Here is a 22,046-nt window from a genome sequence, read left to right as displayed (position 1 = left end):
AGTCATCGTGAGCAAGAACGCGAAGCAGCCGGCCGACCCCAAGCGTCGCGGCAAGCGGCCGATGCCGCGTGGCTGGCCCGGGATGGGCGGCGGCTACTCGACGTACGTCCAGGCTCCGGCGGAGTGGCGTGGTACGACGGTCCAGGTCTGCGGACTGTGGCCGTTCTCGGCCGGCACCGGCAGCCCGATGGTCGGCGTGCCGATCGGCCGGAACATCCTGTCCGGCGCGACCATGTGCTGCGACCCGATCAGCTGGTTCATGCGGGCCAAGCTGATCTCGAACCCGTCGATGTTCGTGCTCGGCAAGCCCGGTCTGGGCAAGTCGACGATCACCCGGCGGATGGCGCTCGGCCTGGCCGGGTACGGCATCCAGCCGCTGGTGCTTGGTGACCTGAAGCCCGACTACAAGGACCTGATCGAGGCGCTCGGCGGCCAGGTCATCCAGCTCGGCCGCGGTCGCGGGCACTTGAACGTGCTGGACCCGGGCGAGTCCCGGCAGGCCGCGCTCCGGCTCACCGGCAAGGCCCGCGAGGCGATCCAGGCGGACGCGCACGGCCGCCGCCAGACGATGGTGTCCGCGCTGATCTCGATCATGCGCTCGGCCCCGCCGACGGACCGCGAGGAGACCATCATCGACGAGGCCCTCAAGGTCCTCGACGAGCGACACCAAGGTACGCCGCTGCTGCGCGACCTCCTGAAGGTCATCCAGGACGCTCCGGACCAGGTCCGCAACGTGGCCCTGGACCGCGGCAGCCTGGACCGGTACCGGCAGATCACCGAAGGACTCGAGGCCTCGCTGATCGGTCTGGTCGGCGGTGGCCGGCTGGGCGAGATCTTCTCCGAGCAGACCGACAACCCGATGCAGATGGATCGTCCGGTCGTCTTCGACGTGTCGAACATCGACGACTCCGAGACCAGCCTGCAGGCCGCCGTACTGCTGGCCTGCTGGTCCTACGGGTTCGGTGCGGTGGCCGTGTCGCAGGCGCTCGCGGACGCGGGCCTGGAGCCGCGGCGGCACTACTTCGTCATCCTCGACGAGCTGTGGCGGGTGCTGCGCGCCGGCCGCGGTCTGGTCGACCGGGTCGACGCGCTGACCCGTCTGAACCGGCAGCGCGGTGTCGGGATGGCGATGATCTCGCACACCATGTCCGACCTGCTCGCCCTCGAGCACCCCGAGGACCGGATGAAGGCGAAGGGTTTCGTCGAGCGGTCCGGCATGGTCATCTGCGGTGGTCTGCCGCGGGCCGAGATGGAGAACCTGACCGAGGTCGTGCCGATGTCCGAGGAGGAGCAGAACATGCTCATCGGCTGGCAGGACCCGCCCGCGTGGGACCCGGCCACCGGCCAGGAGGCGGCGCCGCCCGGCCGGGGCAACTTCCTGGTCAAGGTCGGCGGCCGCCCGGGCATCCCGGTGCACGTCGGCCTCACCTCGGTCGAGCGCGAGATCAACGACACCAACAAGCTGTGGAAGACAGGTGCCGACGGCAACCCGATGAAGGTCGAGGTGGCCGCCGACGGCTCGGAGGAGGTCGTCGAGCAGTACAGCCTCGACGACCCGACGATGTTGCCGCCACCCGACCCGACCACCCGGCTGGTCGCCCGAACGGGAGTTGACGAGTAATGGCCCAAGGCAGGAAGAGCACCGGTCCCGGCGGGCTGTCGGTCGAGTCGGTCCTGGTCTTCATCGGCATCGGACTGTTCGTCCTGATCGTCGGCGGGGTCTGGGGTGCGCTGAAGGCCGCGGCCGCGATCAACGACACCCGCGCGGTGCCGGGGCCGATCGCCGCGCTGGCCGACCTGATCAACGGCCGGATCCGCTGGTCCGGGGCGGCCACCGGAGTGCTGATCCTCGAGCTCGTCGCGCTGGGCGCGATCGCCGGCACCGTCTGGTTCCTGCTCCGGCGGCGGCAGGTCAGCGTCGGCCGGGTCGACAAGCAGGCCTTCCTGATGTCGAAGCGGTCGGAGATCTTCAAGATCACCCGCGAGGGTGCGCAGGGAATCGCCAACCGGCTCGGCGCCGGGCACGCCGGTCCGGGCGTCCTGATCGGCCGCACCGTCCGGGACAACCTCGAGGTGTTCGGGTCCTGGGAAGACATGCACGTCGACATCTGGGGCCCGCGAACCGGTAAGACGACGTCCCGCGCCGTACCGGCGATCCTGGACGCGCCCGGCGCGGTGATCGCCACCTCGAACAAGCGCGACATCGTCGACGCCACCCGGGGACCGCGGCTGGAGAAGGGCCCGGTCTGGGTGTTCGACCCCCAGGAGGTCTGCGAGGAGCCGCCGAACTGGTGGTGGAACCCGCTCACCTACATCACCGACGAGACCAAGGCCCGCGAGCTCGCCGAGCACTTCGTCGCGTCCCAGCGCAAGGATCGCAACGCGCAGACCGACGCGTTCTTCGACGCCGCCGGCACCGACCTGCTGGCCGGCCTGCTGCTCGCGGCGGCGGTCGCGAAGCGCCCGATCACGCAGGTCTACAGCTGGCTCGCCGACCAGCGCAACGACGAGCCGGAGCGCATCCTGCGCAACACGCCGGGTCTGCACCTGTCCGCCGACGCCTTGGCCGGTGTCATCAACGCGCCGGACAAGCAGCGCGCCGGTGTCTACGGCACGGCGCAGCAGAGCGCGCAGTTCCTGATCAACCGCAAGGTGACCCGCTGGGTGATCCCGCAGGGCCCGAACGACACCCGCCCGCAGTTCAACCCGCACGAGTTCGTCCGCCAGGGCGGCACGCTGTACAGCCTGTCCAAGGAAGGCGCCGGTACGGCGGGACCGCTGGTCACCGCGTTGACCGTGGCGGTCGTGGAGGCGGCCGAGGAGTACGCCAAGGGCAACCCGATGGGCCGGATGCCGAACCCGCTGGTCGGCGTCCTGGACGAGGCGGCGAACGTGTGCCGCTGGAAGAACCTGCCCGACCTCTACAGCCACTTCGGGTCCCGCGGCATCGTGCTGATGACGATCCTGCAGTCCTGGCCGCAGGGCGTGGAGTGCTGGGGTCCGGAGGGGATGGAGAAGCTCTGGTCCGCGGCGAACGTCCGGGTGTACGGCGGTGGCGCTTCGGACGCGAACTTCCTGGAGAAGCTCAGCAAGCTGATCGGCGACTACGACATCATCTCCAGCTCGGTCTCGTACAACAAGGGCGAGCGCGGCACCAGCCGGCAGACCCAGCGGCACAACATCCTCGAGGTGTCCGACCTGGCCTCGATGCCGCCCGGCCGGGCCATCGTCTTCCCTTCGGGCATCCCGGCGACCATGGTGAAGACAGTGCCGTGGTTCACCCGTCCCGACGCCGGTGCGGTGAAGGCGTCGCTGGCGAAGTACGATCCGGGAGCCTCGACCGGCGGCTCGTCGCAGGGCGGGGCGAACCCGTGGGTGACGGCCGGCCCGCAGCAGTCCGGGCCGCCGCCGCTGCCGACGGGAACCCCGGTCTGGGAGCAGCAGAGTGAGGAGCAGCGTCGTGGATGGTGAAGCGCAGGAACTCTTCTACCCGCACGTCGCGGCCTTCGTCGAGGACCGCTTGATCTACCTCTACGCGCGTCGGATCGGGCAGCAGTACGTCTGGTGCCCGGAGTGGTACCGGCACGCCGAGGCTCTGAGCCGGCTGGACTCGATCTGGCGAGCCTGGGAACACCTGAGGCTCGACCCGGCCACCGGGATGTCGGTCTGGTGGCGGGACCACGCGGACCCGCACATGATGGCGTTGCTGGACCCGGATGGGCCGTTCGCGGCCTGCCGGGGCGCGCACACCGACTACCCGATCCCGCCGCTACCGGTGGAGGAGCCCCCGGCCGGCCTGTTCTTCGACCAGCGCCAGCCGAACCTGCGCGGAATCTAGTGCCCCGCGTGGAGCACTAGATGTGGCGCTGGGGCAACCTGCTGCTTGCCTTCCTGGCCGAGTTGGTTGCCCTGGGCATCTTCGCCTGGTGGGGCTGGACAGCCTCCGGTACGACGGCCGTCCAGCTGCTGCTCGCGATCGGTCTACCCGCGGTGACCGCGGTGGTGTGGGGACTCTTCGCCGCGCCCACGGCGACTCGCACGACCCCCGTCGTACGGACCGTTGTCAAGGTGATCGTCTTCGGTCTGGCCGGGGCTGCGCTTTTGAGCCTCGGGCATCCGGTGTGGGCGGTGGCGTTCGTTGTGGTGGTCGCGGCGAACCTGCTCGTCATCCATGTCCAGGGGCTCAGCCCTGATTAGTCGTCGCCCAGGCCAACGTTGCGGAGCTCTCCCGGACGGCGGTCCTTGCGCTTGTCGTGCTTCGGCTTGCGACGTTCGAACTTGCTCGCGACCGGCGTGTCCGTAGGCCTGCGGGCGGCTTCCTCGGCCGGTGGCTGCCCGGGCTGGTGGGCGGCATCATTCCGCCGCTCGCGGGCGTCCGCGTCGTACCTGTCGGCGCTGCGGCGGTCGTATCTCGCGTCGCGCTCCTCGCGGTCGGCGGCCCGCTCGTACCGGCGTCCGGCGGCTGCGGTGGCGTCCGCTCCGGGCTCGTCGGGCCGGGCTGCCGCTTCGTCGAGCAGGTGGCGGCCGTGGGCCCGGTCGCTGAGGCCCTGCTGGTACTTGCCGGAGGCGTCGCTGCGGAGCCGGTCGGCCGTGACCTCGTCCGCGTAGGCGAGCCGGAGCGCCTCATGGGTCTCCGTCCGGGCGTCCTCCTCGGCCTCCCGGTGGACCCGGTGCAGCTCCTGCTGGTCCTTCGCGGCGAGCTCGAGCGTCTCGTCGTCTCGGAGGTCCTCGAGCTCCTCCTCCTCGCGGAGGTCCTCGAGCTCCTTCTCGCGGGCGTCGTCAGCGTCGGCCATGCCGCTCCTTTCCTCCCGCCAAACCATGCCGCACCGGCAGGGTCAGCGGAAAGCCCCAGTCACCAGCCAGGCGTCGCTACGCTCGCGGGTGATCAGAGTGAGCAGCCGCAGTAGCATGAAGCCGCCGAACGCCCACCACAAGGCGACGACGCCGCCGTCGAACCACAGCACACTCAGCGCCAGCGGCACGTACAGGACGAGCGCGATCACGCCCGCCACCGCCAGGTACGGCCCGTCGCCCGCTCCGATCAGTACGCCGTCCAGCACGAACACCACACCGTTCACCGGCTGCCAGAGCGCTGCGACGATCAGTACGGCGGCCAACGTACGCCGTACCTCTGGATCGGCGGTGAACCACGGCACGTAGACGTCTCGGAGACCCCACAACGCGAGGCCGCCGAGCACTCCGGAGAACAGGCCCCACCACATCATCCGGCGGGTGATCTCCCGCGTCCCGGCGACGTCACCGGCGCCCAGAGAGCGACCGGTCAGCGCCTGCGCGGCGATCGCAATCGCATCGAGTGCGAGCGCCAGGAACGACCACAGCGTGAAGGCGACCTGGTGTGCGGCGACGGACGTCGTACCGAGCGCAGTGGCGACGAAGGTGAGCAGGATGATCGCCACCCGCAAGGTCAGCGTGCGGACGATCAGCGGCACACCCATCTGGGCCGACGCGAGGATGCCGGGGCGGTCGGGTCGCAGCTTGGCGCCGTCTCGTCTGGCGCCCTTGACGACGACCACGACCAGTGCGATCCCGGCGGCTGTCTGGGCGAGCGCCGTACCGAGTGCGGAGCCGGCGATGTCCAGGTCGAGTCCGTAGACGAGCAGGAAGTTCAGGCCGATGTTGAGCAGGTTCGCGGTGATCGCGACGATCATCGGGGTCTTGGTGTCCTGCAGGCCCCGCAGTACGCCGGTCGCCGCGAGCAGCAACAGCATCGACGGGATGCCGATGCAGGAGATGCGCAGGTAGATGACCGCATGGTCGGCGACGTCAGGCGACGGGTCGAACGCTGCGATCGCGGCCGGCGCGAGGATCAGGCCAGCCACAGCCAGTACGACGCCCAGCAGCAACGCCAGCCACAGTCCGTCGATGCCCTGGGCAAGCGCACCCCGGTGATCACCCGCGCCGATCCGCCGGGCGACAGCCGACGTCGTGCCGTAGGCGAGGAACACGCAGACGCCGACCAAGGTCTGCAGGATCGTCCCGGCGATACCGAGTGCTGCGAGTTGCGGCGTACCGAGGTGACCGACGATGGCCGAGTCGGCCAGCAGCATCAGCGGCTCCGAGACCAGCGCGAAGAACGCGGGGACGGCCAGCCGGAGGATCTCCCGGTCCTGCTCACCGAGCAGGCGTCGCAGCCCGGACCTCACCGTTCCGGGTGGCCTGTCATGAGCATGACGCTCATTGTGCCTGACTCAGGCTGTGCACAGGTCACCGGACCCGGGAGTCCGCAAGAAGCTGCGGAAGTTTTTCTTCTCCACAGTTGTGCATTGGTGAAACCGCAGGTCAGGGCCCGGTTGCGGAGCGTTGTCCCCAGATATCCACAGGGTTGTTCCCAGCCTGTGCACACCTGCTCACGGGGTTTCCCACAGTTCGTCCACAGGGGGTGTGGACGACGAACTACCACCCTGTCACTCGACGGGCGTACGGTCGCGGGACTGGCGCCGTCCCCGTGACGGAATTGTCGGCGGACCGGCTTATGATTCGATCAGGTGTTCGATTCGAGCCGGTTGGTCGTGGTGCGGGACTGCCGGTCGGTGGCGGACGAGGAGGTCGGGCGAAGTGAGCGTGGCGGAGTTCCGCGGGGGGCCGGGCGGCGGTCAGGAAGAGCGCAACCCGGAGATGGGCTTCGACCGCACGCCGCCGCAGGACCTGGCGGCCGAGCAGTGCGTGCTCGGCGCGATGATGCTCAGCAAGGACGCGATCGCCGACGTCATCGAGACGCTGCGCAGCACGGACTTCTACCGCCCGGCGCACGAGGTCGTCTTCGACGCCATCACCGACCTGTACGCGCGAGGCGAGCCGGCCGACGCGATCACGGTCGCGGCCGAGCTGAACCGCCGGGGCGAGATGGCCCGGATCGGCGGCGCGCCGTACGTGCACACTCTGGTCGCCTCCGTCCCGCTGGCCGCGAACGCCGGCTACTACGCGCACATCGTCCGGGAGAAGGCGATCCTGCGCCGGCTGGTCGAGGCCGGCACCAAGATCGTCCAACTCGGGTACGCCGGTGAGGGTGAGGTCGACGACGTCGTCGACGAGGCCCAGGCCGAGATCTACTCGGTCACCGAGAAGCGGACCGCCGAGGACTACGCGCCGCTGAAGGACATCATGGAGGGCGCCCTCGACGAGATCGAGGCGATCGACTCCCGCGGTGACGCGATGGTCGGGGTGCCGACCGGGTTCACCGACCTGGACGAGTTGACCAACGGGCTGCACCCCGGACAGATGGTCATCGTCGCGGCCCGTCCCGCGATGGGGAAGGCGCTCGCCCTCGACACCCCGCTGCCGACGCCGACCGGCTGGACCACGATGGCCGAGATCGCCGTCGGCGACCAGCTGCTCGACGCCGACGGGTCGCCGACCACCGTGGTCGCGGCCACCGAGGTGATGGTGGACCGCCCGTGTTTCCGGCTGTCCTTCTCCGACGGCTCCACGATCGTCGCCGACGCCGAGCACCAGTGGCGGGTCGAGGACGGCGGCCGCCCGGTGGTCTGCACGACCGCCGACCTGCACACGGCGATGTCCGCGAGTCCCGGGCTGACACCGCCGATTCCCGGGTCGGCGCCGCGTCAGATCACCGGGCACGGTTTTCCGGCCGCGCTGGCCGGCGAAGGCGAGCGCCGGATCGAGTGGATCGACCCGGTCGACAGCGTCCCGGTGCGCTGTGTCGAGGTGGACAACGCCGACCACCTGTACCTGGCCGGCAAGACGATGATCCCGACCCACAACTCCACCCTCGGGCTGGACTTCGCCCGGTCGGCCTCGATCAAGCACGGCCTGACCTCGTGCATCTTCTCGCTGGAGATGAGCCGCAACGAGATCACCATGCGACTGCTCTCGGCCGAGGCGAAGGTGCCGCTGCACCACATGCGCAACGGCAAGATGACCGACGAGGACTGGGCCCGGCTGGCCCGCAAGATGGGCGAGGTCTCCGAGGCCCCGCTGTTCATCGACGACTCGCCGAACCTCACCATGATGGAGATCCGCGCCAAGGCCCGCCGCCTCAAACAGCGCCACGACCTCCGCCTCATCGTCATCGACTACCTCCAGCTGATGACCTCCGGCAAGAAGGTCGAGTCCCGCCAGCTCGAAGTCTCCGAGTTCTCCCGCTCCATCAAACTCCTCGCCAAAGAACTCGAACTCCCCGTCGTAGCCATCTGCCAGCTCAACCGAGGCTCCGAACAACGCTCCGACAAACGCCCCATGGCCTCCGACCTCCGCGAATCCGGCAGCCTGGAACAGGACGCCGACGTGGTCATCCTCCTGCACCGGGAGGACGCCTACGAACGCGAGTCCACCCGCCCCGGCGAAGCCGACTTCATCGTCGCCAAACACCGCAACGGCCCCACCGCCGACGTAGTAGTCGCCTTCCAAGGCCACTACTCCCGCTTCGTAGACATGGCCCACGACGGCTGACGGGCAAGGCAACGGCAATGAGGTCAGCGGTTCAAGGAGGAGATTCCGCGGATGGGACGCAACAGCAAGGCGAGGCGAGACGCGCGCAAACGCAAGCAGGCGAGGCAGGAGGGCAGTGCGCGCCGTTCTGGTGGGTCGCCATCCGAGGCCGGTGAGGCGTTCACTGTGGACCCGGTCGCATTCGCGGACCTGCGGGTGGTTGCCCACGTGCGCGCACTGGGCACTCGCGGGTCTGACGAGGACGCTCGCCGGAGGGCGGCGTCCCTGAGTCGGGAGGTGCCGGTTTGGGCTCTGGGGCAGGCGGTTACCGAGCTGTTGGACCGCGTTCTCGCGCCTGCGCTGAGTGGTGGCTGGCGCCCAGCCGAGTTGGCGGAGGCAGTGGATCGGGTCATCGGCGAGGGCAGCCGAGCAGTACTCGCGGGTCTGATCCTCGCCGCGCGGCGCGCGGACGCTCGCGGTTCCGCGGTGCGCGACGACGAGATCGCCGGACTCGGCCCGCCTAGACAACTGGCGCTGGGCGATCAGGCAGACCTCGCTCTCGCGCTGCGCATGGCTTCACTCTTCGCGGCGCTGCCGAGAGCGGACGTCCCCGTGTCAGGCCAGGCGTCGTCCACGGCTTCAGCGCCGACCGGGTCGCGTGCGTCGGCGAAGCTGGCCCAGGTCCGGGCGCTGCTCGCCAAGGCAGAGGCCACGATCTACCCCGACGAGGCCGAGGCGCTGTCGGCCAAGGCCCAGGAGCTGATCAGCAAGCACTCGCTGGAGGAGCTGCTCGACCAGCCGGACGGATCCGCCGTCGGCGGGGCAACGACGTACCGTCGCATCTGGCTCGATGCGCCATACATTGATGCGAAGGCGAGCCTGGTCGACGAGGTCGCCGCGGCGAACCGATGCCGATCGGTCCACGCTGCACAGCTGGGGTTTTGCACCGTTGTGGGACGGCCGTTCGACCTCGATGCCGTCGAGCTCATGGTCACTTCGCTCCTGGCCCAGGCCCAGCGGGCCATGCTTGCTCACGGGTCGCGTACGGACCTCGTCGGCCGATCTCGGACGCGTTCGTTCCGGCAGTCGTTCCTACTCTCCTTTGCGATGCACATCGGTCAGCGGCTGCGCGGGGTGGCCGACGAGTCGGTGGCCGCCGCCCCGTCACTGCTGCCCGTACTTCGCGACCGCGAGGCCGAGGTCGACGAGCTGACCGCGGCGATGTTTCCGAACCTGGTAGAGAAGACCACCTCGATCACCAACCACGAGGGCTGGGCGGGCGGTCGTGCCGCCGCCGAGCTCGCCCAGCTCAACCTGCTCGACGAGGTGCGCGCCTGACCTGAGTCATGGCGCGACTCAGGCGTGGGACTCAGCGGGAGTCGCTGGTACCCGCCGTACCTCGGCTGGGCGGCTCCGCCGCGGTTGCCGAAGGCACGAGCGCTGGCTTGCGGGTTGTTGCCGAGTAGTCCGGGCGAGTGATGACAGTGCGCGTCGACGGCTACACCGCCGGAACGATCCGGTGCGCCGACGGTCCAATGGTCGGCAAATGCCGGACCGGTGCCTGCTTTCCGGAACTTTGCCGTCACTGGACGGCGCCAAGCTTCCACAAACCCCTGGTCCGACTCGACCCCGAGGCGCTGGCCCGGAATACAACCTCAACCTTTCTGGATGCAGCAGTAGCGTCGGCGCATGATCTCCCCCGCCCGGGGCCGGGTCGCGGGCGAGTTCTGGATCACGGCCAACCACTGGCGCAGGCCAGCCACCCGGAGTACCGGATCGCGATCTACGACCCCGACGGACCCTGGGCGCGTGGTCCCTGCGCTTCGCACCGTGCCCGACGCGGGACTGGACGCCGACCAGGCCGTGCGGACCGGCCGGCGCCCGACGTGACCTCGGCCTACCTGCCGGGCCTTCTCGCAATCCTGCCGTACTGCGCCCTCATCGGTTCACCACGGGGCCGGTCGGCGATCCGTCCCACTGCTGCGGACGGCGCTCCTAGATCTGGTTCGCGCCGCCGTCGACGTAGATGTTCGCGCCGACGACGTAGCTGCTCTGTTCCGAGGCCAGGAAGGCCACGACTGCGGCGGCCTCCTCAGGCTGACCCATGCGGCCCCTGGCCACGGTCGCGGCGACATTCTCCTTGACGACCCGGGCGGTCTCCTCGTCGCCGAAAGCGGCGGTGCCGCCGGGAGTCTCGATCCATGCCGGCGAGACCACGTTCACCCGGATGCCACGGTCCTTGAGCTCGTTGGACCACGTCCGCGCGAAGGACCGGACGGCCGCCTTCGACGCCGCGTACGCGCCGAACGCCTCGACTCCACGGTCGCCGGCAGTCGAACCGACCAGGACGATCGAGGCTCCGTCGTTGAGCAGCGGCAACGCCTTCTGCACGGTGAACAGCGTGCCGCGGACGTTGACCGCGAAGGTCTGGTTGAAGTGCTCCTCGGTGGTCTGCTCCAGCGTCACGAACGCACCGACCGCCGCGTTCGCCACAAGCACGTCCAAACCCTTGCCTCGCGCTCGGACCGCAGCGTAGAGCCGGTCCAGGTCCTCCGGCTTCGAGATGTCGCCGACGACCGCGCTGGCCTGGTCTGCGCCGATGGTGTTGACGGCGGCCTCGAGTTCGGCCTCGCGTCGTCCGGTGACGAACACGTATGCGCCCTCGTCCGCCAGCCGGACGGCGGTGGCCAGACCGATCCCGCTGCTTCCTCCGGTGACCACCGACGTCTTGCCATCCAGCTGCCCCATATGGGTGTCTCCATCACTCTCTCGATGCCGATCAGTTCAACATCGATCCTGCGGGAGCAGTGGAGTACGATCCATAATTCATAGTCCGGCGTTCTTTACGTATCGTCCAGGAGGAGTGCTCAGTGCTCGGATTTCGGGATCCGGTGGCTGACGCGATCGGCCTGCTCAGGCCCCGCACGGTGATCGGGCCCAACCTCCGGGCCGCGGGAGAGTGGGCGTTGCGATTCGACCCGTTCCTGCACGTGCGGATCGGCGGCCTCGTGCGCGGCACGTGCTGGTTGATCCTCGAAGGGCACGAGCCGGTGCTCCTGCAGGAAGGTGACACCTTCATGCTGGGCAACCCCCCGCCGTATGTGCTCGCCAGCACACTCGACGCAAGCCCGCGCCCTGCGGAGCCGGTGTGGGCGGGCGCCGAAGACGGGTTCGTGCGGATCGGCCCGGAGTCCGAGGAGGACCTCTACCTCTGCGTCGGGCACATCGCGTTCGACGACCAGAACGCGGCCCTCCTGACCGATCTCCTGCCGCCAATCGTGATCGTCCGTGAGGCCGATCCTCATGGCAGTCGGCTCGCGCAACTGATCGATCTCCTGGCCACCGAGGTCGGGGTCGCCGCCGCCGGCGGCCCGCTGGTGCAAAACCACCTCGCACAGATCCTGCTCGTGCACATGCTGCGCGCTCACGCCGCCCAGACAGACCGGCCCACCGGCTGGCTGGGCGCCCTGAACGAGAACGGCATAGGTGCCGCCCTGCGCGCCGTACATGCGGACGTGGCCCACTCCTGGAGCCTCAAGGAGCTCGCCGAGATCAGCCACATGTCGCGTTCCGCGTTCGCCCAGGCTTTCAAGAGCCACGTCGGGGTCCCGCCCCTGGAGTACCTGATCCAGTGGCGCATGAGCCTCGCCCGGGACGCCCTCGCCCGCGACACGCTGTCGATCTCCGAGCTCGCACGTGCCACCGGCTACCTGTCCGAGAGCGCGTTCAGCACCGCGTTCCGCCGCGTGGTCGGCTCATCGCCCACACAGTTCCGGCACCAGGCACGGGCGTCGGCCTCCAGCCGACCAAGCCTGCCGGGCTGAGCACACCGAATGTCGAGTCCCGGGCCCGGTCGCGCAGCCATTCGCCGGACGCGGGTTAGCCGCAGATCGTCACTCCACTGCCCACCGCTTGGCGGAGGTGGATTCTTGGGCTAGGAGGCGGAGGGAGGAGATGAGGGTTTCGCCGAGGATGGTGCCGATGACTACGGATTCGGCTAGTTGGTCTCGGGTGGGGTTGGTGGAGACGGCGGCGATCTCGAGTTCGGTGAAGCGTTCGACGGCTTCGGCGTAGGCGTCGAGGAAGCTGACCAGGTTGTCCTGGCCGAGGGTGCGCAGGGCGGCCACGGTTTCGATCAGGGTGGCCAGGGCGGGGGCCGTGGACTCGACGGACCAGCCGCGGCGGGCGATCAGGTCGGTGACCTGGGCGGCTGCGGCAATGCGTGCCTCCTCGGTGGCGGCGGGTTTGCGCGTGGGGGTGAGGGCTCGGTGGGCCCGGCCGATCTGTTCATGCAGGGGTACGGCGTCGTCGTCGAGCGACTCCAGGATCTCCTTCACCTGTGCGACCGGGACCTGCGCCAGCTCGACGAGGGCCCGGATCAACCGCAGTCGGCGGAGGTGTGCCTCGCCATACGACGCCTGGTTCGGGCTGCTGAGCTCACCCTGCGGCAGCAGGCCCTCACGCAGGTAGTACTTGATCGTCGGCACCGGTACGCCGGCGGCCCGGCTGAGTTCCCCGATTCGCATCTCGCTTGCCTTCCTCGCGGTTGTAATGGATAGTAGCAGTATCCATAAGCGGATAGTGTAACTATCCATAGTCAGGAGGTGACCGGATGATCCCCCTCGTCCTGGTACTGACGACGCTGCTGTTCCGGGCGCTGGGTGCGCTCGGGGTACGGCGCTTCGCGAGCTGGCCGGTCAGTGCGGCGCACGGGATGGCAGTGATGCTGCTGTTCACCGCGAGCGCGCACTTCGTGCCGGCGAGCGTGACGATGATGCCGAACCACGCCGACCTGGTCCGGATGGTGCCGCCGTTCCTGCCGTTCGCGGACGCGCTGATCTACCTGACCGGCGTACTGGAGTTCGCCGGCGCGGCCGGGCTGGTGCTGACCGCGACTCGCTGGCCGGCCGCGGTCGGGTTGGCGGCGCTGTTCGTGACGTTGCTCCCGGCAAACATCTACGCGGCGACCGCGGACGTCGAGTTCGCGGGCGAGGCGGCGACGCCGCTGTGGCAGCGGATCCCCGAGCAGGCCCTCTACATCGCGGTCGCGCTGTGGATCGCCGCCAAGTCGAGCAGCGCCCCGACGCGCGAGTTGCTCACCCAGACCAAGAAGGAGAAAGTGCGCTCATGACGGAAGCTTCGCGAGTGATCGCCGGAGCGATCCTGCTGACCATCGTGACGATCCAGTTCGGCGGCTACTTCATGACGAAGATCGTCCGCGGCCAGGTGCCGATGACGGATTTCCAGAAGTCGTTCGCGCGAGCCGGTCACGCGCACGCCGGCGTGCTGGTGATCCTCAGCCTGGTCGGGCTGCTGTACGTCGACCAGACCGGGCTGACCGGGGTCATGCTCTGGGTGGCGCGGCTGGCGATCCCGGTCGCGGCGATCCTGATGTCCGGCGGATTCTTCGCCTCGTCGGCGGGCAAAGGCCGCATGCAGCCGAACCAGTTCCTCTGGATCCTCTGGCTCGGCGCCGCGTCCCTCGCCCTCGGCGTCCTGACCCTCGGCATCGGCCTGATCACCGCATGAAAGCTCGCTGCAGGAAGGAAAGCCGTCACCGCAGGAAAGACCGCTGGAGTCGTTCGCCTACCTGGGCGATCGCCTCCGCGGTCTCCGGGGTCGCCTCGTCCACGGTGAAGTCGGCGCCGAGGGCAACCACCGCCGCGACGTACTGGATCAGGAGCTGTGGTGACTCCGCCGTCAGCCGCACCACGCACGACCCGCTCCCGTCGTCCTCGACGGTGCCCGGCAGCCACCAGCCGTGGAAGTTCCGCCTGAACTCATCGGCCGGCAACCCCACCCGCAAGGTCACCGAGTGCCGGTACGACGCCGTCGCGAACGACTGCACCAGGTACGACGCGGCGTCCGGCGCCGGCAGATCCCGCGGAGTGAAATGGTGTCGACCCGGCCGCACCATGCTGATCCGATCGACCCGGAACGTCCGCCAGTCCGCCCGATCCGGGTCGTAGGCGAGCAAGTACCACTGCCCGTGCACCGCCACCAACTGATGCGGCTCCACTCGACGCCAGCTGATCGCACCCGACCGGGATTCGTAGTCAAAGGCAACGATCTCCGAGTCCCGGCAGCACGAGGCCAGCGACGCCAGCAGCTGTGCGTCGATCCGGGGCAGGCCGAGATGCGGCGCCACCGACGATTCGCCGAGCGCCGCGACCTGGGGACGCAGCCTGGCCGGCAGCACCTGTTCGAGTTTGGCCAGCGCACTCATGGCGCTGTCCTCGACCCCGTCGATCCCGGTCACGGTCGCGAGCCCAGCCGCCACCGCGATCACTTCGTCGGCGTCGAGGATCAGGGGTGGCATGTTCCGCCCCGAGGTCAGCCGGTATCCGCCCGCCGTCCCGGGCGTCCCCGCCACGGGGTAGTCGAGGGACCGCAGCCGCTCGACGTCCCGGCGTACGGTCCGCTCGGTAACGCCGAGGCGCTCGGCCAGCTCGTGGCCGGACCACTCGCGGCGACTCTGCAGCAAGGACAGCAACTGCAGTAGTCGGCCAGGCATGTTCATATCACCCAGCATGCCCCTTGCGGACAAGATCTGTCCGGAAGGTCTCCTAGCGTGGGCCACATGATGTTGACCAAGGAATCGAACGGATACGACGAGGCGCGACTCGGGTTCCAGCGGCACGACCCCCACCGCCCGGAGGTGATCTTCCCGGTCACCAGCGCGGCCGAGGTCCAGGAAGCCGTCAAGTACGCCGCTGACCACGGCCACCGGATCGCCGTCCAGGCTTCCGGCCACGGACTGACGCGCGGCAGCACCGGCGTCCTGATCGCCACCCGGAACTTCAACCAGGTCCGCGTCGACCAAGCCGCCAAGACCGCCTGGATCGAGGCCGGGGCGACGTGGCGCGACGTGATCGCAGCGACCGCGCCGTACGGGCTGGCCCCACTGTCCGGCAGCTTCCCCGGCGTCGGCGCGATCTCCTACACGCTGGGCGGCGGTCTCGGTCTGATGGCCCGCCGCTTCGGCTTCGCCGCTGATCACGTACGGCGGATCGAGGTCGTCACCGCGGACGGCGTACGACGGAACGCGGAAGACGACCCGGACCTGTTCTGGGCCCTGCGCGGCGGTGGCGGCAACTTCGGCGTGGTCACCGGCCTCGAGGTCGAGCTCTTCGACGTGCCGACCCTGTACGGCGGCAGCCTGTACGTCGACCTCGCCGACAACCCGACCGTGCTGGAGACGTGGCGCGAGTGGACGCGCGAGGTGCCCGACGAGGTGACGTCAGGCGTTGCGCTGGTGCCGTTCCCGGACATCCCGCCGGTGCCGGCGCCACTGCGCGGCAAGCACATCGCCCAGCTCCAGCTCGCGATCCTCGGCGATCACGGCCCCGAACTGATCGAACCATTGCGAGGTATGCCGACCGTCCTCGACACGGTCGGCGAGCTGCCCTACGCCGAGTCCGGCAAGATCTTCGCCGAACCGGAACGCCCGGACAGCTACAGCTCGCACAATGTCCTGCTCCGCGACCTCGACGCGGACGCACTCGCGATCCTTCCCAAGACCGCGTCGCAGCGCGTGGTCGGCATCCGCCAACTCGGCGGCGCGCTCAGCCGGCCACCGGCCGTACCGAACGCGGTCGGTCACCGCGCCGCGTCGTACTCGCTGACCGTGATCTCACCAGGCCAGGGCGACGTGACCGGCCTGCACCGGGAGATCCTCGAGCCTTGGACCGCCGCCACGATCGGCCGATCCCTCAACTTCAGCTTCGGTCCGCTGACTCCGGACGAGGTCCGCGAGGCGTTCGACCGGGACGACGTCGACCGTCTCGTCGAGCTCAAGGACCGGTACGACCCCGATCAGCGACTGACCCCGAATCATCAGCTCACCGCGCTGCGGTGACGTCGATCTCGACCAGCTGTCCCGGGAAGCCGAGTTGGGCGACGCCGAGCAGCGTGCTGGCCGAGGCGAAGGCGGGCGCGAGCGGTGAGGCGTTGAGCTGCGTCCACACCGCCGCGAGGTCTTCGCGGACCGGGCTGGCGACGTAGATGACCGTGCGTACGACGTCGTCCGGGGTGGCGCCGGCGGATTCGAGCGCGACGAGGATGTTGCGGATGACCTGCTCGGTCTGGCCCTCGAGTCCGCCCTCGGCGAGGTCGCCGGAGGGGGCCAGCGGGCACTGGCCGGCGAGGTAGATGAGGGTGTCGGCCTGGACCTTCGTAATGTGGTGGTAGCCGGGGGTCGGGTGCAGGTTGCCGGGGTTGGAGCGCTCGATCGTCACCCAGCCGAGCAAACGCGACACCCCGGCCAACGGTCAACGGGATTTAGTCCGCGAAGCGCCGTATGAAGCGCTTCTGCCAGGGGGTCTCGACGGCGTGCCGGTCGTAGTTTTGCCGGACGAACTCGACTGCCTCCGAGCCGGGGATCCCGTCCAGGACGGCGAGGCAGGCGAGCGCCGTACCGGTGCGGCCACGTCCGCCTCCGCAGGCGAACTCGACCCGTTCGGAGCCGGCTCGCTCCAAGGCGCCGGCGAAGACCCGGCGGGCTTCGTCGCGGTCGGCGGGCAGCCGGAAGTCGGGCCACCGCAGCCAATGCGAGTCCCACGAGACTTCCGGAGGCCGTTTGCCGAGGAGATAGACGCCGTACGACGGCAATGGTCCTGCCGGCAGGCCGTTGCGCAGACCACGTCCGCGCACCGTCAGACCCGACGGCAGGACCATCACACCAGTTGCCTTCGCGTCCCAGGTCGTCACCCGGTCAGCCTATTCAAGCAGTCAGGCGCTCATCGGTGGAGGTGGAGAAGAGGTGCAGCTTCTCCGGGTTCGGGGCGAGGTGCACGATCGTGCCCTTGTCGTTGTGCAGCCGGGTGCCGATCCGGGCGATGATCTGCTGGTTCGTGGTGTGCTCCGCGGTGCCGTAGAGGAACGCGTCCGAGCCGAGCTCCTCGATCACCGCGACCTTCACCGGCAGCCCTTCGTCGGCGAGGCTGAACGCCTCCGGCCGGATGCCCAGCGTCAGCGTCTTGTCGTCGCCCGCCTTGGCCAGCAGCTTGCGCTCGATCGGGACCACGAAGTCGCCGATCTTGGCGCCGCCGTCGACGATCTCGGCCTCGATCAGGTTCATCGCGGGCGAGCCGATGAAGCCGGCCACGAACTTGTTCCTGGGCCGGTCGTAGAGATTCAGCGGGGTGTCGACCTGCTGCAGTACGCCGTCCTTCAGTACGGCGACCCGGTCGCCCATCGTCATCGCCTCGACCTGGTCGTGGGTGACGTAGACGGTGGTGACGCCCAGCCGGTGCTGGAGCTCGGCGATCTGGGTGCGGGTCTGGACGCGGAGCTTGGCGTCGAGGTTCGACAGCGGCTCGTCCATCAGGAAGACCTGCGGGTTGCGGACGATCGCACGGCCCATCGCGACGCGCTGGCGCTGACCACCGGAGAGGGCCTTGGGCTTGCGGTCGAGGTACTCCTCGAGGCCGAGCAGCTTGGCGGCTTCGAGAACCCGCTTCGCCCGCTCCTCCTTGTGGATGCCCTGCATCTTGAGCGCGAAGCCCATGTTGTCGCCGACTGTCATGTGCGGGTAGAGCGCGTAGTTCTGAAACACCATCGCGATGTCGCGGTCCTTCGGCGGGCTGTTGGTCACGTCGCGGTCGCCGATGTAGATGGAGCCCTCGTTGACCTCCTCGAGGCCGGCCAGCATCCGCAGTGCGGTCGACTTACCCGATCCCGACGGTCCGACGAGAACCATGAACTCGCCGTCCTGGATGTCCAGGTCGAGCTTGTCCACCGCGGGGAGGTCGGTGCCCGGGTAGACCCGGCTGGCTCCCTTGAACGAGACAGTTGCCATGTCGCGCTTCCTTCCTTCGCCGGCAGGAACGTGCCGGACGGTCCGTAGCAAAGGCGCCCAGGAGTGTGGGTGTCTTGCTTCGGTGACGTATCACCAAAGCATCTGGTCCAACGATTGAGCGGGCGGATCCATTCCCCGCCAATGGATCTCCCGGTAGGTGCGGTCCGGAGCCATTGGCAAAAGAGATTTTTACGTACAAAGTTCTTTGTGTGATGAGAGACGTGATGCACCTGGAGCAGCTCGAGCAGGCCGAGGCGCTGTTCAAGCCACAGCGCATCGAGGTGTTGCGGCGGCTGGCCGAGCCGCACACCTGTGGCGAGGTGGCCGAGCAGCTCGGGCAGACTCCGCAGCGCGTCTACTACCACGTCAAGCGCCTCGTCGAGGCCGGCCTGGTGACGCTGGTGGAGGAGCGCAAGGTGCGCGGCATCCACGAAGGCATCTACCAGGCGACAGCCCGCTCGTACTGGCTGTCGCCGCGGCTCGTCGGCCGGATCGGCGGGCTGCGCCGGGCCCAGGACGAGCTGAGCCTCGGCTACCTGCTGGACCTGATGGAAGAGGTCCAGACCGACATCGCCGCGCTGGACCGGGCAGCTCCGGAGCTGCCGTCCATCGGGGTCTCCGGTGAGATCCGGGTCCCACCGGACCGGCGGCGGGAGTTCTTCGAAGACCTGCGAAGCACGCTGCAAGACCTGTTCTCGCGCTACGGCGGCTCCGAAGGCGACGCCTTCAAGCTGGCCGTGGCCTGCTACCCCAAGGGAGACCAAGACCATGACTGAACCGTTGACCCTCACCGCCCGCGCCAAGACCGGCATCGACGACGTACGGCAGGCGCTGACCGACCCCAAGACGCTCAACCTCTGGCTCGGCGAGCACGCGAACGTCGACCTGCCCGGGACCTTCGAGTTCTGGGGCCGCCACATCCCCGAGGGCGGCGCCCCGCACCAGCGAGTCCTCGAGTACGACGGCCAGACGCTGAAGCTGGCGTGGACGCTCGGCGGCGAGGAGACCACCACCGAGATCACGCTCGTCGACGAAGGCGCCGACTCGACCCTGATCAAGCTGTCCCAGACCGGGTTCGACTACACCGACCTGGTAGCCGGCGGCAACATTCGGGGCGTGCTGCAGACCTTCTGGGCGCTCGCGCTCGCCAACCTGGTCGACCACCTCGAGGGCCGCGACCTGACCCCGCGGCAGGACTTCACCGCGACCGACTTCAGCGGTGAGGTGCTGATCGACGCCCCGGTCGCGCAGGTGTACGACTCGCTGGTCGACTCGGAGAAGGTGTCCGCGTGGTTCGGCTTCCCGATCGGCATCGAGCCGAAGGTCGGCGGCCGGTACGCGATGGGCGGCTTCGACTCCGGGATGCCGCCCGCGAAGGTGGTCGACCTGGTCGAGGGCAGCAAGATGTCGGTCGACTGGGGTCCGGCGGGCGTCAGCACCTGGGAGCTGGCCGAGTCCGAGGGCAAGACCCGGCTCACCTTCGTGATGAGCGGGTTCGACACCGACAACCCGCCGCACTCCGCCTGGCTCGGCTGGCTCAGCGGCGTCGCCGAGCTCCGCCGCTACAACGAGCAGCCGAACTGGCAGCCGATCTGGGTTTCCTAGAAGTACCCCGGCCGGATGGAGTCCGACATCAGATCGAGCAGGGCGGTCACTGCCCTGCTCGGTCTCCTGCCGCTGACCGTGACCACCGACAACGTCCACGTCAGGTCGATCCCCGTGATCGGGAGCTGGGCCACGCCGGGCGCGGCGGCCGGCTCGAGCTGCGGTACGACGGCGACGCCGAGACCAGCACGGACGTAGTCGGGGATCGTGGTCAGCTCCGGCACCTCGACCTGGGTCCGCCGCGGGATCCCGGCGTTGTCGAAGGCGCGATCGACCATGCTTCGATTTCCGAAGCCCCTCGGCATGTCGACGAACCGTTCCCCTTCGAGCTCCTGAAGTCGCACCGCGGCCTTGCCGGCGAGCGGGTGCGAGGCCGGCAGCAGGACGACGAACGGCACCGTGGCCAGGTCGCGGATCTCCAGCCCGTGCAGCTCCGACCGCGACAACCCGACCAGGGCGACATCCAGCCGGCCGTGACGGACGTCGTCCGCCAGACCACTCGATCCGGCCGGTGACGTGGCGACCTGGACGTCGACCAGCGGGTATCTCCGGTGGAACGAGCCAAGCAACTCGGCCAGGTTCACCAGGCCGAGCCTGGCCAGCGTCCCGATCCGGATGTTGCCGCGCAACCCGGTCGAAGCCTCCTCGACCACGGCCCTGGCCCGGTCCAGTGCCTCCAGCGCAGCCTTTGCCTCAGGCAACAAAGCCGCGCCGGCCGCGGACAGCGTCACCCGGCGGGTCGAGCGGTCGAACAAGGTCGTCTTCAGGTCCGCCTCCAGCGCGCGGACGGCCGCCGACACCGTGGACTGGACGGTGAACAGCCGCTGCGCCGCCCGGGTGAAGCTCAGCTCCTCGGCGACGGCGACGAAGTACTCGAGCTGTCTGCTGTCCACAGCGGCCAATTATCGGATTCGGCGATAAGAGCTTGCAAGAACTTTCGTTGGACTCGATAGATCCAGCGAGCGAACCTGGTGACATGTCCGCTCTGACCAGTTCCCACGCGCTGGAGTCGAGGCGTGTGCGGTTCGCGCACGGCCCGGGGTTCTGGGTGATCGCCGCGGCGTTCCTGACCGTGATGGCGTTCTCCACCGTCCCGACCCCGCTCTACGCGATCTACCAGCACCGCGACGGCTTCCCGACGTACGTGATCACCGTCATCTTCGCCAGCTACGCGGTCGGGGTGATGGCGGCGCTCTACCTCGCCGGCCACGTCAGCGACTGGCTCGGCCGACGTCGGGTCGCGCTGCTCGCCGTACTCGCGGAAGTCCTGTCGGCGATCATCTTCCTGGTCTGGCAGGACGTGCCGGGATTGCTCCTGGCCCGCTTCATCTGCGGCGTCGGCGTCGGCGTGCTGACCGCGACGGCGACCGCACACCTCTCCGAGTTGCGGCAGGTCGCCCGTCCCGAGGAGGACCCGAGTCGTTCGGCGTTGATCTCGAGCATGGTGAACCTGGGCGGGCTGGCCTTTGGTCCGCTGGTCGGTGGTCTGTTGGCGACGTACGTGTCCGCTCCGCTGGAACGCCCGTACCAAGTCTTCCTGGTGTTGCTTGTGCTGAGCGCGATCGGGATCGCGCTGGTGCCGGAGACGGTCGAGCGGCTGGAGGAGCGCCCGGCCTACCGGCCGCAGCGGGTCGCGCTTCCGTCGGCGGCCAAGGCGCTGTTCTTCGCGTCGGCCGTGGGCGCGTTCGCGGCGTTCGCGATTCTGGGTCTGTTCACGTCGCTGGCGCCGACCTTCCTCGCCGGCACGCTGCACCACACCTCGCGGCTGCTCGCCGGGGTGGTGACGTTCGCCGTCTTCATCGCCGGCGCCGCCAGCCAGGTCCTCTTCGTCCGCATGACCCGCCGCAACCAACTCCGCCTCGGCCTGGCCCTGATGTCGGCCGGCCTGATCGGCGTGGCGGTCGGCGGCCTGCTCCCCGGCCTCGCCCTCTTCATCCTCGGTGGGGTAGTAGCCGGCGCCGGCGTAGGCCTGGTCTTCCGCGGCGCCGTCGCCACCGCAGCCTCCCTGGCCGACCCCACCTCCCGCGGCGAAGTTCTCGCAGCCCTCTTCCTCATCGCCTACACCGGCCTGACAATCCCCGTCCTGGCCATCGGCGCCGGCATCGCCTTCCTCCCAGCCGACGTTGCCCTCCTGATCTTCTCCACCGCCATCCTCATCCTCGTCAACACCGCCGTCCTCCGAATGCTCGCCACCACCAAGTAGCCGGTCACCGGCGGTTCTGGGTGGGCGTGG

22 protein-coding genes are annotated in these 22,046 nt (G+C 69.0%); 12 read left to right on the top strand and 10 right to left on the bottom strand.

The genetic code is table 11. The annotated features are described in order from the left end of the window. Positions 1–7: 7 nt before the first annotated feature. The 4 genes from ACIBL3_RS02430 to ACIBL3_RS02415 are packed head-to-tail and all read left to right on the top strand — an operon-like array spanning position 8 to position 4,197. Complete coding sequence (locus tag ACIBL3_RS02430) at positions 8–1,621, top strand: ATP/GTP-binding protein (RefSeq protein WP_396351363.1); 1,614 nt, start codon at positions 8–10, stop codon at positions 1,619–1,621. Continuing rightward, complete coding sequence (locus tag ACIBL3_RS02425) at positions 1,621–3,471, top strand: type IV secretory system conjugative DNA transfer family protein (RefSeq protein WP_396351362.1); 1,851 nt, start codon at positions 1,621–1,623, stop codon at positions 3,469–3,471. The genes ACIBL3_RS02430 and ACIBL3_RS02425 overlap by 1 nt, the downstream gene beginning before the upstream one ends. Further along, a complete protein-coding gene (locus ACIBL3_RS02420) occupies positions 3,461–3,838 on the top strand; it encodes a DUF4913 domain-containing protein (protein WP_360513997.1) in 378 nt (125 codons plus the stop codon). The genes ACIBL3_RS02425 and ACIBL3_RS02420 overlap by 11 nt, the downstream gene beginning before the upstream one ends. Positions 3,839–3,858: 20 nt before the next feature. Then, a complete protein-coding gene (locus tag ACIBL3_RS02415; RefSeq protein ID WP_396351361.1) occupies positions 3,859–4,197 on the top strand; it encodes a YrdB family protein in 339 nt (112 codons plus the stop codon). On the opposite strand, the gene ACIBL3_RS02410 is transcribed toward ACIBL3_RS02415, so the two are convergent. Further along, entirely contained in the window at positions 4,194–4,793 is a 600-nt protein-coding gene (locus tag ACIBL3_RS02410; RefSeq protein ID WP_396351360.1) for a hypothetical protein, read from the bottom strand. The two genes, ACIBL3_RS02415 and ACIBL3_RS02410, sit on opposite strands and share 4 nt — an antisense overlap. A gap of 42 nt (positions 4,794–4,835) precedes the next feature. Next, entirely contained in the window at positions 4,836–6,164 is a 1,329-nt protein-coding gene (locus tag ACIBL3_RS02405) for an MATE family efflux transporter (RefSeq protein ID WP_396351359.1), read from the bottom strand. A 472-nt stretch (positions 6,165–6,636) separates the two neighbouring features. Between ACIBL3_RS02405 and dnaB the strand changes: the two genes are divergently transcribed. Together dnaB and ACIBL3_RS02395 are read left to right on the top strand one after the other, a co-directional pair. After that, positions 6,637–8,430 carry a replicative DNA helicase gene (gene dnaB, locus ACIBL3_RS02400; protein ID WP_396352299.1) on the top strand — a complete coding sequence of 598 codons (1,794 nt, stop codon included), beginning with the start codon at positions 6,637–6,639 and terminating at the stop codon, positions 8,428–8,430. A 51-nt stretch (positions 8,431–8,481) separates the two neighbouring features. Then, on the top strand, positions 8,482–9,747 hold the full coding sequence (locus tag ACIBL3_RS02395; RefSeq protein ID WP_396351358.1) for a DUF2786 domain-containing protein: 1,266 nt from the start codon (positions 8,482–8,484) through the stop codon (positions 9,745–9,747). A gap of 657 nt (positions 9,748–10,404) precedes the next feature. Here ACIBL3_RS02395 and ACIBL3_RS02390 read toward each other — a convergent pair. Next, on the bottom strand, positions 10,405–11,157 hold the full coding sequence (locus tag ACIBL3_RS02390; RefSeq protein ID WP_396351357.1) for an SDR family NAD(P)-dependent oxidoreductase: 753 nt from the start codon (positions 11,155–11,157) through the stop codon (positions 10,405–10,407). 122 nt (positions 11,158–11,279) lie between these two features. Between ACIBL3_RS02390 and ACIBL3_RS02385 the strand changes: the two genes are divergently transcribed. Beyond that, positions 11,280–12,233, top strand: a complete 954-nt coding sequence (locus ACIBL3_RS02385) for an AraC family transcriptional regulator (RefSeq protein WP_396351356.1) — start codon at positions 11,280–11,282, stop codon at positions 12,231–12,233. A gap of 69 nt (positions 12,234–12,302) precedes the next feature. Here the strand turns inward: ACIBL3_RS02385 and ACIBL3_RS02380 are convergent, their stop codons facing one another. Together ACIBL3_RS02380 and ACIBL3_RS02375 are read right to left on the bottom strand one after the other, a co-directional pair. Continuing rightward, the gene (locus ACIBL3_RS02380; protein ID WP_396351355.1) at positions 12,303–12,935 is read right to left on the bottom strand and encodes a MerR family transcriptional regulator; all 633 of its coding nucleotides are present in this window, start codon (positions 12,933–12,935) and stop codon (positions 12,303–12,305) included. A 430-nt stretch (positions 12,936–13,365) separates the two neighbouring features. Next, positions 13,366–13,428 carry a hypothetical protein gene (locus ACIBL3_RS02375; RefSeq protein WP_396352298.1) on the bottom strand — a complete coding sequence of 21 codons (63 nt, stop codon included), beginning with the start codon at positions 13,426–13,428 and terminating at the stop codon, positions 13,366–13,368. Positions 13,429–13,536: 108 nt separating this feature from the next. Here ACIBL3_RS02375 and ACIBL3_RS02370 point away from each other — a divergent pair, with 108 nt between their 5' ends. Further along, positions 13,537–13,938, top strand: coding sequence for a hypothetical protein (locus ACIBL3_RS02370; RefSeq protein WP_396351354.1), 402 nt, complete (start codon positions 13,537–13,539; stop codon positions 13,936–13,938). 25 nt (positions 13,939–13,963) lie between these two features. On the opposite strand, the gene ACIBL3_RS02365 is transcribed toward ACIBL3_RS02370, so the two are convergent. Next, complete coding sequence (locus tag ACIBL3_RS02365; protein ID WP_396351353.1) at positions 13,964–14,929, bottom strand: helix-turn-helix transcriptional regulator; 966 nt, start codon at positions 14,927–14,929, stop codon at positions 13,964–13,966. A 60-nt stretch (positions 14,930–14,989) separates the two neighbouring features. Here ACIBL3_RS02365 and ACIBL3_RS02360 point away from each other — a divergent pair, with 60 nt between their 5' ends. Continuing rightward, positions 14,990–16,267 carry an FAD-binding oxidoreductase gene (locus ACIBL3_RS02360; protein WP_396351352.1) on the top strand — a complete coding sequence of 426 codons (1,278 nt, stop codon included), beginning with the start codon at positions 14,990–14,992 and terminating at the stop codon, positions 16,265–16,267. Here ACIBL3_RS02360 and ACIBL3_RS02355 read toward each other — a convergent pair. Genes ACIBL3_RS02355 through ACIBL3_RS02345 form a run of 3 tightly spaced genes read right to left on the bottom strand, consistent with a single transcriptional unit; the run spans position 16,251 to position 18,208 of the window. Beyond that, positions 16,251–16,646, bottom strand: coding sequence for a RidA family protein (locus ACIBL3_RS02355; RefSeq protein WP_396351351.1), 396 nt, complete (start codon positions 16,644–16,646; stop codon positions 16,251–16,253). The two genes, ACIBL3_RS02360 and ACIBL3_RS02355, sit on opposite strands and share 17 nt — an antisense overlap. 43 nt (positions 16,647–16,689) lie before the next feature. Further along, positions 16,690–17,118, bottom strand: coding sequence for a protein phosphatase (locus ACIBL3_RS02350; RefSeq protein ID WP_396351350.1), 429 nt, complete (start codon positions 17,116–17,118; stop codon positions 16,690–16,692). Between the two features lie 13 nt (positions 17,119–17,131). Then, a complete protein-coding gene (locus ACIBL3_RS02345; protein ID WP_396351349.1) occupies positions 17,132–18,208 on the bottom strand; it encodes an ABC transporter ATP-binding protein in 1,077 nt (358 codons plus the stop codon). A gap of 212 nt (positions 18,209–18,420) precedes the next feature. Between ACIBL3_RS02345 and ACIBL3_RS02340 the strand changes: the two genes are divergently transcribed. Then, entirely contained in the window at positions 18,421–18,984 is a 564-nt protein-coding gene (locus ACIBL3_RS02340) for an ArsR/SmtB family transcription factor (RefSeq protein WP_396352297.1), read from the top strand. Then, positions 18,977–19,813 (top strand): SRPBCC family protein, encoded by an 837-nt coding sequence (locus tag ACIBL3_RS02335; RefSeq protein WP_396351348.1) that lies wholly within the window; start codon positions 18,977–18,979, stop codon positions 19,811–19,813. The genes ACIBL3_RS02340 and ACIBL3_RS02335 overlap by 8 nt, the downstream gene beginning before the upstream one ends. On the opposite strand, the gene ACIBL3_RS02330 is transcribed toward ACIBL3_RS02335, so the two are convergent. Further along, a complete protein-coding gene (locus ACIBL3_RS02330; RefSeq protein ID WP_396351347.1) occupies positions 19,810–20,706 on the bottom strand; it encodes a LysR family transcriptional regulator in 897 nt (298 codons plus the stop codon). The genes ACIBL3_RS02335 and ACIBL3_RS02330 overlap by 4 nt on opposite strands. An 83-nt stretch (positions 20,707–20,789) precedes the next feature. Between ACIBL3_RS02330 and ACIBL3_RS02325 the strand changes: the two genes are divergently transcribed. Then, on the top strand, positions 20,790–22,016 hold the full coding sequence (locus ACIBL3_RS02325) for an MFS transporter (protein WP_396351346.1): 1,227 nt from the start codon (positions 20,790–20,792) through the stop codon (positions 22,014–22,016). Positions 22,017–22,046 lie beyond the last annotated feature (30 nt).

It is taken from the genome of Kribbella sp. NPDC050124 (assembly GCF_044460355.1).
Lineage (GTDB): Bacteria > Actinomycetota > Actinomycetes > Propionibacteriales > Kribbellaceae > Kribbella.
The sequence above is the reverse complement of the archived record's forward strand: the minus strand, read 5'-3'. Positions and strand labels throughout refer to the sequence as shown.

Excerpts from the sequence above, each read along its gene's own strand:
- ACIBL3_RS02360 (WP_396351352.1), top strand. The coding sequence starts at position 14,990 with ATGATGTTGACCAAGGAATCGAACGGATACGACGAGGCGCGACTCGGG.
- ACIBL3_RS02340 (WP_396352297.1), top strand. The coding sequence starts at position 18,421 with ATGAGAGACGTGATGCACCTGGAGCAGCTCGAGCAGGCCGAGGCGCTG.
- ACIBL3_RS02390 (WP_396351357.1), bottom strand. The coding sequence starts at position 11,157 with ATGGGGCAGCTGGATGGCAAGACGTCGGTGGTCACCGGAGGAAGCAGC.
- ACIBL3_RS02335 (WP_396351348.1), top strand. The coding sequence starts at position 18,977 with ATGACTGAACCGTTGACCCTCACCGCCCGCGCCAAGACCGGCATCGAC.
- ACIBL3_RS02425 (WP_396351362.1), top strand. The coding sequence starts at position 1,621 with ATGGCCCAAGGCAGGAAGAGCACCGGTCCCGGCGGGCTGTCGGTCGAG.
- ACIBL3_RS02365 (WP_396351353.1), bottom strand. The coding sequence starts at position 14,929 with ATGAACATGCCTGGCCGACTACTGCAGTTGCTGTCCTTGCTGCAGAGT.
- ACIBL3_RS02415 (WP_396351361.1), top strand. The coding sequence starts at position 3,859 with ATGTGGCGCTGGGGCAACCTGCTGCTTGCCTTCCTGGCCGAGTTGGTT.
- ACIBL3_RS02395 (WP_396351358.1), top strand. The coding sequence starts at position 8,482 with ATGGGACGCAACAGCAAGGCGAGGCGAGACGCGCGCAAACGCAAGCAG.
- ACIBL3_RS02325 (WP_396351346.1), top strand. The coding sequence starts at position 20,790 with ATGTCCGCTCTGACCAGTTCCCACGCGCTGGAGTCGAGGCGTGTGCGG.
- ACIBL3_RS02380 (WP_396351355.1), bottom strand. The coding sequence starts at position 12,935 with ATGCGAATCGGGGAACTCAGCCGGGCCGCCGGCGTACCGGTGCCGACG.
- ACIBL3_RS02370 (WP_396351354.1), top strand. The coding sequence starts at position 13,537 with ATGACGGAAGCTTCGCGAGTGATCGCCGGAGCGATCCTGCTGACCATC.
- ACIBL3_RS02345 (WP_396351349.1), bottom strand. The coding sequence starts at position 18,208 with ATGGCAACTGTCTCGTTCAAGGGAGCCAGCCGGGTCTACCCGGGCACC.
- ACIBL3_RS02410 (WP_396351360.1), bottom strand. The coding sequence starts at position 4,793 with ATGGCCGACGCTGACGACGCCCGCGAGAAGGAGCTCGAGGACCTCCGC.
- dnaB (WP_396352299.1), top strand. The coding sequence starts at position 6,637 with ATGGGCTTCGACCGCACGCCGCCGCAGGACCTGGCGGCCGAGCAGTGC.